12 protein-coding genes and 1 pseudogene are annotated in these 8,830 nt (G+C 43.4%); 6 read left to right on the top strand and 7 right to left on the bottom strand.

Annotation, left to right across the window (positions count from 1 at the left end; translation table 11 throughout):
- Positions 1-231 precede the first annotated feature (231 nt).
- Positions 232-690 carry an RNA polymerase sigma factor gene (locus NFS22_RS22495; protein WP_016289134.1) on the top strand — a complete coding sequence of 153 codons (459 nt, stop codon included), beginning with the start codon at positions 232-234 and terminating at the stop codon, positions 688-690.
- Positions 662-865: a helix-turn-helix domain-containing protein gene (locus tag NFS22_RS22490; RefSeq protein WP_022745772.1), complete on the top strand. Its 204-nt coding sequence runs from the start codon at positions 662-664 to the stop codon at positions 863-865. Before NFS22_RS22495 ends, NFS22_RS22490 begins: the two co-directional genes overlap by 29 nt.
- Positions 866-1,267: 402 nt before the next feature.
- On the opposite strand, the gene NFS22_RS22485 is transcribed toward NFS22_RS22490, so the two are convergent.
- The 7 genes and pseudogenes from NFS22_RS22485 to NFS22_RS22455 all read right to left on the bottom strand — a co-directional run bounded on the left by NFS22_RS22485 (position 1,268) and on the right by NFS22_RS22455 (position 5,921).
- On the bottom strand, positions 1,268-2,146 hold the full coding sequence (locus NFS22_RS22485; RefSeq protein WP_016289133.1) for a hypothetical protein: 879 nt from the start codon (positions 2,144-2,146) through the stop codon (positions 1,268-1,270).
- A gap of 134 nt (positions 2,147-2,280) precedes the next feature.
- On the bottom strand, positions 2,281-3,699 hold the full coding sequence (locus tag NFS22_RS22480) for a sensor histidine kinase (protein WP_016289132.1): 1,419 nt from the start codon (positions 3,697-3,699) through the stop codon (positions 2,281-2,283).
- A complete protein-coding gene (locus NFS22_RS22475) occupies positions 3,683-4,354 on the bottom strand; it encodes a response regulator transcription factor (protein ID WP_251319887.1) in 672 nt (223 codons plus the stop codon). The genes NFS22_RS22480 and NFS22_RS22475 overlap by 17 nt, the downstream gene beginning before the upstream one ends.
- A 128-nt stretch (positions 4,355-4,482) precedes the next feature.
- Positions 4,483-4,719: pseudogene (locus tag NFS22_RS22470) on the bottom strand (helix-turn-helix domain-containing protein); the annotation flags it as partial.
- An 84-nt stretch (positions 4,720-4,803) separates the two neighbouring features.
- On the bottom strand, positions 4,804-5,280 hold the full coding sequence (locus tag NFS22_RS22465) for a tyrosine-type recombinase/integrase (RefSeq protein WP_016289130.1): 477 nt from the start codon (positions 5,278-5,280) through the stop codon (positions 4,804-4,806).
- Between the two features lie 10 nt (positions 5,281-5,290).
- A complete protein-coding gene (locus NFS22_RS22460; protein WP_016289129.1) occupies positions 5,291-5,623 on the bottom strand; it encodes a site-specific integrase in 333 nt (110 codons plus the stop codon).
- Between the two features lie 124 nt (positions 5,624-5,747).
- Positions 5,748-5,921, bottom strand: coding sequence for a hypothetical protein (locus tag NFS22_RS22455; RefSeq protein ID WP_016289128.1), 174 nt, complete (start codon positions 5,919-5,921; stop codon positions 5,748-5,750).
- Between the two features lie 325 nt (positions 5,922-6,246).
- On the opposite strand from NFS22_RS22455, the gene NFS22_RS22450 reads away from it, so the two are divergent.
- From NFS22_RS22450 to NFS22_RS22435, 4 genes are all read left to right on the top strand, one after another.
- A complete protein-coding gene (locus tag NFS22_RS22450; protein ID WP_016289127.1) occupies positions 6,247-6,450 on the top strand; it encodes a helix-turn-helix domain-containing protein in 204 nt (67 codons plus the stop codon).
- Complete coding sequence (locus tag NFS22_RS22445; RefSeq protein WP_016289126.1) at positions 6,428-7,150, top strand: LytR/AlgR family response regulator transcription factor; 723 nt, start codon at positions 6,428-6,430, stop codon at positions 7,148-7,150. The genes NFS22_RS22450 and NFS22_RS22445 overlap by 23 nt, the downstream gene beginning before the upstream one ends.
- Positions 7,147-8,436: a sensor histidine kinase gene (locus NFS22_RS22440; RefSeq protein ID WP_016289125.1), complete on the top strand. Its 1,290-nt coding sequence runs from the start codon at positions 7,147-7,149 to the stop codon at positions 8,434-8,436. Before NFS22_RS22445 ends, NFS22_RS22440 begins: the two co-directional genes overlap by 4 nt.
- Before the next feature lie 155 nt (positions 8,437-8,591).
- Positions 8,592-8,777 carry a hypothetical protein gene (locus tag NFS22_RS22435; RefSeq protein ID WP_251319885.1) on the top strand — a complete coding sequence of 62 codons (186 nt, stop codon included), beginning with the start codon at positions 8,592-8,594 and terminating at the stop codon, positions 8,775-8,777.
- Positions 8,778-8,830 lie beyond the last annotated feature (53 nt).

Below are 8,830 nucleotides of genomic sequence, written 5' to 3'. Positions count from 1 at the left end.
ATTTTTTCATACTGTTCTCTATTCAGTTCCATTCTCCTATTGTATCATACTTTGCCCCTTATGTGAACACTACCTAACCAACACAACGGAAATTTCTGCCCATGAATATGAACTATCAGTACATCATACATACTTTTATAAATCACATTATTCAAACGCCTATGTAGCTCTGTGCTGCATGGGCGTTTGTTGTAGTAGCCCCCTACTGGGAAGAAAGGGGGTGATGAAACAATGAAGTATTCTGAACAATTCATGGAGTGTGTCGAATATTCTTTTGCTGCTTTTTGTAAGATTGTTCTCCGTAATGCGGCAATCAGTGCATACCGCGATTTTGGACGGAAACAGAAGCACGAAGTATCACTTGACTATCTGATGTCCGAAACGTCCTTTGAACCGTTTACAACAGATAATTACTTTGAGCAGTATGACAAGCCAACTGTCTTTGTCGTGAAAGGACAGGAGATTATTGTTGCAAGTGAATGGTTAGCAAATGTTCTTTCCAAACTTCCAGAACAGCGGCGTACTGTCTTGCTGATGTATTTCTTTCTGGGCTATACCGATACAAAAATCGGGAATGAATATGGACGTTCCAGAAGTACAGCGAATTACTGGAAGCACGCAGCATTGAATCAGTTAAGAAAGGAATGGTTAAAGTCAAAAGATGAGGAACAAAAAATTGGTACCCTTTGAAGTCATTGAAAAAGCGATTGCCGGAGAGCCAGAAGCGATTGAACTTGTTTTACAGCATTACAGTCCACGCATTAAGTATCTGTCAAAATACCGGGGACATATCAACGACGATATTCAAGAACGTTTGAAAACACAGCTTATCAAAGCTATCCTGCAATTCCGTTTTGACAGGTAACGAGTAGCAAAGCCAGAGAAAGCCGTCAAGGATAAACTTCGCGCTTCGCGTCCTTGACGGTTTTCCCTGTCCTTGCTATGGGGTAATCAAGAGCGCAATCGGATAGACCGCTTGCGCTCTCAATTCATTGTTGTATGTTCGCATTTAGAGATAAAAATCCCTTGATTTTATGCGGCTTTCAGAGCGCATTTAAGGCAAGTTAAGGGTTTTATACCTTTATCGTCAAAATCGCGTTTCTACTGCGTAACAGGCAGAAAAAAGACGGGTAAAAAGCAATCGCTTCTCACTCGTCTTTTCCTGCACCCTGTATGACAGCTACCCTATTTCAGTTTGTTGATTGATACTGTTTTATGAGTAGCTACCATACGACGGCTTTTTTCTTTTGCCGTCGTGCGGCAGTTTTTACTCTACGGTACAAAAGCCAGAGCTGGACTGGATATCCTGTCGCGTATGCTCGTCAAATTCCGCTTGACTATATTTCTCAATGCCAGTCAGTGTTCCATTCCCGGAGGTGTCCGGGTGGGCAAAGTCACGGACTGTATAAATGTCAACGGTTCCGTCTGCGCTCCCCAAAACACGCATTGAACCTTTGAATTTTCCACTGGTCAACCCCTCGCCATTAGAGGTCAGCACATCCCGGAAAAACCGAACCTTTTCACCATTGAAATACCACTGGTCATTTTTGATGTCATAGGTAACGCCAAATGCCTCGTATTCCTTTGCCATATCTTCAAGTTCCTTTGCGGAGGGCGGATCACCAGTTAAGGCAACGGTGGGAGGCGGATTTTTGATTGCCTCAATGTCACGGGCGGCAAATTCTTCCGACGAAAACTCCTTTACACCAGTCAGCTTTCCGCTGGGGTCGAAAGAACCATCTTCGGCGCGGACAATGCTGGTGAAGTCACGGACAGCATATACATCAACCACGCCATTCTCGTTGAAAAAGTCGTTTCCGGCCTGTATCCCGTTCTCCACGGTATAGTAGTCCTCAAACCACCGTACCGCTTTCCCATTGTATGTCAGTTCGTTTTTGCTGGCATCGTATGTCAGGCCAAACTGCGCATAGGGTTTGAACAGTTCTTCATAGGAAATTTCGGTGGGGGAACCGTTGCCTTCAGCAACCGCAACGATAGTCTGCTCGGATGCCTCCGTCATCGGTGGGGAAGCCGTTCCGAGCTGGGAGGTTCCGCCTTGGGATGCCGCTGCGGTACTGCACCCGGCCAAGCATCCCACAAGCATTACCCCTCCAAGGGCTAATGCAAGTAGTTTCTTTGTGTTCATTGGAATAAACACCATCCTTTCTTTGAGTGTACCTAAAGAATACCACCCTTTTTTGTGATACGTTTGGGATTAGTTTGTGATTTATGTGTAGTTGAAAAGCGGCGGGGCAATCGCCCGCCGCTTTCCTGCATTTGTCAGATTGTAAAAGAAAACTTTACCCCGTCCTGTGTATTGCAGACCATACATTCACTTCCATGATGGTGTAGTATCTCCTGCACGATATACAGCCCTAACCCGCTCCCGCCTGTTTTACGGCTCCTGGATTGCTCCACACGATAAAACGCATCAAATAATTTTGGAATACTCTCTTCCGGGATATGTGCGCCTGTGTTTTCAACAGAAAATTCTATCTGCCCATGTTCTATGTGGACAGAGATATAAATAGAGGCCCCCTGCGGGGAATACTTGATTGCGTTCCCTATCAGATTTGAAAACACTTTCTCCATCAGCAGTTTGTTTCCAGCTATAAGAGCAGATGGTGGAGCATTGAGATCTATTTGTAAGTCCTTTCCCGCAATCAAATCTTCGGTTTCACTTATATAGGATTTGATAATTTGAACACAATCCAAACAGTCTTTTTTGAAATCTGGCCCCGCAGTTTCCAATCGAGAGATTGTCAATATCTCCTGCACCATTGTTTCAAGGGTATTTGCAATTTCCAGCGATCGTGTCAAATATTTCTCACGGTCTTTGTAGGCCCCGATGCCGAGCAGCATCCCCTCTAACTGGCCCTTTATAATGGTGACAGGTGTTTTCAGCTCATGTGAAACCGCCGAAAAGAAATTTGTACGGGCCTGTTCCAGTTCCTTTTCATGTTCAATATCAGCTTCAAGTTTTCTGTTTGCGTTTTGCAAATCAGACAGGGCGGATGAAAGATTGCGGGATAGCCTGTTCAGGCTTTTCCCCAGCGTTCCCAATTCATCAGTCCGTTGTTCATCAACCGTCCAATCCAACTGCAAGTCAGACATTTTTTCGGATATGCGGCTGATTTCCAGTACGGGCTTTGTAATCATACGAGAGTACAGCCAAGATATGACAAGGGCAATCGCCAATACTAATAGCAAGATAATCGGAAAAACACGGATAAAGGATTGTTGTAGTTCCGAAATTTGTTCTGCCTCACCATAGACAACGAGAGTATAGCGGTCACTGCAATCAGAAAAAGAAAAATAGTATTGGTTTGATAAAACGGGAGAGGTTTCACCAGGGCCAGCGACTGCCGTTTGTGCGATATTCCCGTTCCATTCATTGTTAAATTCTTTTGCGGGTAATGCAACCCAATCGCCGCCACTGTTGTATAACTCAACTGAATTGATTTCCGTATCCGCTACAAATTGGTCGAACAAACCGCCGCTATCTGAAAAAGGCACTTGTTCCAGTTCAGAAATAAAGTCCTGCGCCCGTTTATCCAGAATTGTGTTCAGTCTGTTGGAATAGGTCTGCGGCATTAGCCAGGCCAACATTCCGAACACCAACAGCGATATACACAGCAACATAACCGAAGTAATTAGGAATACTTTTGCAAATAAACTGCTTTTAATTTTCTTTGTCAATTTTATATCCCACCCCTCGGATTGTCTGGATAAATTCAATTCCCAACTTCTTCCGCAAATTCTTGATGTGCGTATCAACTACACGCTCATCCCCATAAAAGTCATACCGCCACAGTTTGTCCAAAAGGTTTTGCCGGGTCAGAATACGGCCTTGATTAGTGAGCAGTTCTTTCAACACTTCAAATTCCCGTTGCGTCAATTCATAAGCGGTTCCGTTTACCGTGGCCGTGTAATTGTCGCAATCCAAAACAAGGTTTTGATAGGAAATCGTTTTGTGTTCATCCTCTTGCGGCCCGCTGCTCCGCCGCAGGACGGCGGCAATCTTCCGAATTAAAATTGGCATGGAAAAGGGCTTTGTGATATAGTCGTCCACTTGCAAATCCAGTCCCCGGATTTGTTCTTCCTCTCCGCTCAATGCAGTAAGCATGATGATAGGAACCTGGGATTGTTTTCTTATAAATTCACAAACGGCAAACCCATCAATTTTGGGGAGCATTACATCAAGCAGCACCAAATCAAATTGCGCAGCAGAAAATACAGAAAGGGCTTCTACACCATCGCTGGCTAAACTGACCTCATATCCTACCTCTTGCAAGAAGTTCTTCAAAAGCTCTTGAATGTCCAAGTCATCCTCGACAACTAAAATCTTTTGCATAATGACACCTCCGAAGGGTAGCATACCATAGAAATTTGTGATTAGTGTGTAGTTCTCAAAATTTATGCCCTCGACTTGCACATGACCTAACTTGTTTTCACCGTGTTGCTCTTTTCCTCTTATGGGTCATCATCCGGCACAAGCGCAATCACATCGGAAATGTCACAATTCAGCGTTTCGCAAATCTTGATAAGGGTGGGCATGGAGATATGCTCCACCTTGCCCATGTTGGCGATATGGTTCGTTGTCAAATGCGCCTGGAGCCGTAAATCTTTCTTGCTCATGTTCTTGTCGATTAGTGTTTTCCAGAGCGGTTTATAGCTGATTTTGACAGCAGGAGCGGCCCCGGCCCTATGGCCTTTCAATCATTATACTGCCATCATTGAGAAAACACAATGCACTGTTGCAATTCTTCTCCAAAAACTGCGGCATACACAACGCATTTGTCTTTACATCAATTTAGGTATCAAGTGCTTCATGCCTTCCCAGTCAATCCCTGCCGATTTTATCAGATTTTCCGGGAGAAGATGGATGTAATAAGCCGTCGCTTCCAGATCCTTGTGTCCCATGTATGTCTGTAAGTAAGGCAGACGGGAACCGAGGTCTTTCTTTTCGTCAAGCCACCAGTTCAAAACAGCAGTGGCAAATCGGTGCCTGAGATCGTATACTCTTACTGAGGGAAGAAGGTCTTTTGGAACATCCGGTTTCGATAAGGCAAAAAATCTCTTAAACTTTCCCTGCATCCATCCGGCGGAGTAGGGGCCGCCGGATGGCGAGGGGAAGAAAAATTCGCTTTCAGGAAACGCCGCATCACGGACAGCCGCATAGGATTTTGCCAGGGAATTCATCTCATCCGACATGACGATGTTGCGGCTTTTATGCTTCTTCGTTTCAATGATACGCAGCTCCCCGGTATTCAGGTCCACTTCATTTCTCTTAGACCTTATAGGAGAACAGGCCGGCACAGTCCGGAGCCGGGACCCCTGTCTCTTTCAGGAAGATATGGAAATATTTAAGATAGAGAAGGATGTTGTGCAGGCTGGATGTCCTGACCTCTGCCGCGGTTTTTAATATAAACTCCCTCACATCATCGACAGAGACATGTTCTAACGATTCATGGCCGAGGGCTTCAAAGTGATGGAGATACCTGCGGACCACCCATACCACATCGTCACGGGTATTGGAACCGTAATTCCTGTAATCCAGGAAACGGTCAATCAGCCGTTCATTTTCCGCCCTGAGCAGATATTTCGATCCATGCTTCGGCATGTTAAGATGGAGCGTCCCTGTCAGTTAAAACCCATTCAGGCGGTTTGCGGCAGAGCGGATATTCCTGTAGTAATAGTCTGAGATTTCATTTCTGGACAGCCGTTCCTTCTGGAACCCTACATATTCACTTGTGATTTCGGGATCGTAGAGAGATGCCCTTTTTGCCGTAGTAGATTGCAAAGGCCCTCAGTCCCGGTTGGATGTTTGTCCATATGCTGGATTCACTGTAGCCGAGCCTCCTGGCTTCCGCAACCATCCGGGCAATCATTTCGTTGATGGTTACTTTCTTTTCATTCATGGCAGATGCCTCCTTTGGTATAGTCAGGGAAATCCCTGCTGACACGATTATCAGCAAATGCCTCTATGGACACCATAAAATTATCCCGAATTTTTCGGCTTTTCATATATGGATTCTATTTGACAGCTTAGACAGACACAAAAAGTTATCCCGAATATTTCTCAAAGAAATGCCGCTGTTGCTGGCTTTCTTTGAGGTATTCGGGATAATCTGACTTTCGGTATAACCGGTAGTTTAGCAGAAACTCTTGATTTGTTCATAATTATAGCGTTGATATTATTCGTTTGACCGTCTATAATAAAGATATGATTTAGGGAGGTCTGTTATGTTTGAATATATGACTGTGCAAGAAGCTGCAAAGGAATGGAGATTATCTGAACGCCGAGTACAGAAACTTTGTGCTGAAAACAGAATTGATGGTGTTGTTCACCTCAGCCGTGTATGGCTTATACCTAAAGGAACTGAAAAACCAATAGATGCACGTCGAAAGAAACGGAGGGATCGCATTGGTACGGATAGCGATATGTGACGACGATAAGGAAGCTGTCAAATATCATGGGGATATTGTGAAAGACTGTCTGCGCTCTTGCGGAATAGGTTATGAGATTGCAACCTATACACAAAGCAGCAATCTTCTTTTTGATATTACAGACGACCATTTTTTCTATGATTTGATTTTGCTTGATATAGAAATGCCCGGAATAACAGGTATGGAATTATCTGAAAAGATCAAACCTCATTTACCAAATGTAAAGATTATTTTTATCACGTCGCATATTGAATATGCGATTGACGCTTTTGAGCTTTCTATTTTCCGTTATGTGCCAAAAAGCGACCTAAGTAATCGTCTGGTGTCCGCTGTGGTAGACGCTGCAAAACTGATTGAATTAGAGGTTGGCAGGGAGTATATCATACAAGCTGCCGGACGCATGGAAAAAATACCGTACAAAGACATTTTCTATATCCAGCGTGACGGTGGAAAAAATTCTATGATATGTTCGCGTTTGGGAATATCGAAAGTTAGAAAAAGTTTGCAGCAGATTTTTGATGAACTGCAAGCACAGGAATTTATTTTCATTGACCGGGGTTATATCGTAAATATCATACAGATTATGAAAATCAGTGACAGCATGGCATATTTCAAAAATGGTGAAACGCTTCCGATCAGCCGTTCCCATTTGCAGGAAGTAAAAAAACAGATAAACAGGTTTTGGGGGGCGCATATATGATGACTTGGTATCAGATACTTTCATTCTTTTTTACAAATGGATTGCGGATATTTTTGGGGCTGTATCTTGTTATAACATTGCAGCAATTAGCTGGAAACAGAAAAAAAGCAAGCGTCATTTCTGTATGTGCAGCAGCCTTTATTACCGTGCTGTCCTGTTTCCCCATTCAACAATTTTATCTGACGGGTATAGAAATAATTTTTGTAATACTGATTGCATATTATCTATACGCGGCACAGCCCAGGGTGAGCCTGTTTCTCATTTTCTTTTATGAAATAGCGGTTGCTTTGTGGGAATTTATTCTATCGGCTGGGCTGGGGGTTATCTTTCAATCAGACCGTTTTCTTGATATGCGGTCAAATGGATATATAGCGGCAGTTTGGATTGTCCGGCTTTTTATGCTAGGAATTGCCTTTCTTACTGTGAAATCGCATAAAAGAAATGAAAATCTATCACCACGGGTAATAGCCGGAGTTGCAATAGCCGGTTTGCTGGGAGCCGTTCTTTTATCCGGGCAGAATACCATACCCATAAGTGACGATAGGCTGACAACTTGGATTATCTTCTCAATGCTAATTCTTGTAGCAATCTTATTTTTCAACCTTAACCGCCAATATGAAATGGAAAAAAAGATCATGCTGCTTGAAAAAGAAAAAAATGCGTTATTGGAGCATGACTATCAGACCCTTAAAAATGTTTATGCTGCTAATGCAAAATTGTTCCATGACTTCCAAAATCATATTGATGTAGTGTATCACTATCTGTTAAAGAACCATACAACGGAAGCCGCCCATTACATTGAAAATCTGCGTTCTCCAATACGGGAAATTACACAGACAGCATGGGTGGGCGACGAAGCCGTAGACTATCTAATCAACAGCAAGATTGCCCTTGCTGCTTCCCAAAATATACAGGTAGGTACAAACATTGAATTTCCACGCCGCACCAATATACAAAGTGTTGACTTAGTTGCGATTTTAGGTAATCTTTTGGATAATGCCCTTGAAGCGATAGAAAATGAGGAAGATAGATTTCGGTTTGTCAATTTAACAATCCGCCGCATAAATGATATGCTGGTTATCAAGGTGGAAAACGGGTGCAGTGCTGCACCTACCGAAATGAACGGAAGTTTGCAGACTTCCAAAGCAGATAAAACTTTGCATGGCTGGGGACTTCAAAGCGTCCGTGCCGCTGCTGAACGCTATGACGGGATTATCGAAACAGAATACAGCGATCAGATATTCTGCGCTGTTGTCACATTATCTTTTGAAGCAGTAAAGGCATAATCAATCTATCGGGAAAGCAGAGCGTCCATGCTGGCGGTCTGTTTTTTCATGGACAAAAACCTACCGATTATGGACAAAGCGGAAGAAATGTCGCTTTTGCAGTATGCTATGACTGTAACAGAAACTTACACACAAAACGAAATGGAGGTTATCTTATGCGTCATTTTTATTTTCGATTGATTTTGGGTATTGTCTGGCTGGCTGTTGCGGTTGTTAGTGCCGTGAAAGCAAATATTTCATTTGCCCCTCTGTATGCCTCGCTGGGTATCGTATTTCTATGGTCTGCTTATTCAATTTGGAAAAAGGAAAAGGACAAAATGATCTCTCGGAATTCTGATTGATCCTGCCAGCGAAACTCTGGCATTGGACTTTGACAAGTGGATATTATTCAAAA

Source organism: Flintibacter muris, from assembly GCF_943192995.1.
Taxonomy (GTDB): domain Bacteria; phylum Bacillota; class Clostridia; order Oscillospirales; family Oscillospiraceae; genus Lawsonibacter; species Lawsonibacter muris.
The sequence above is the reverse complement of the archived record's forward strand: the minus strand, read 5'-3'. Positions and strand labels throughout refer to the sequence as shown.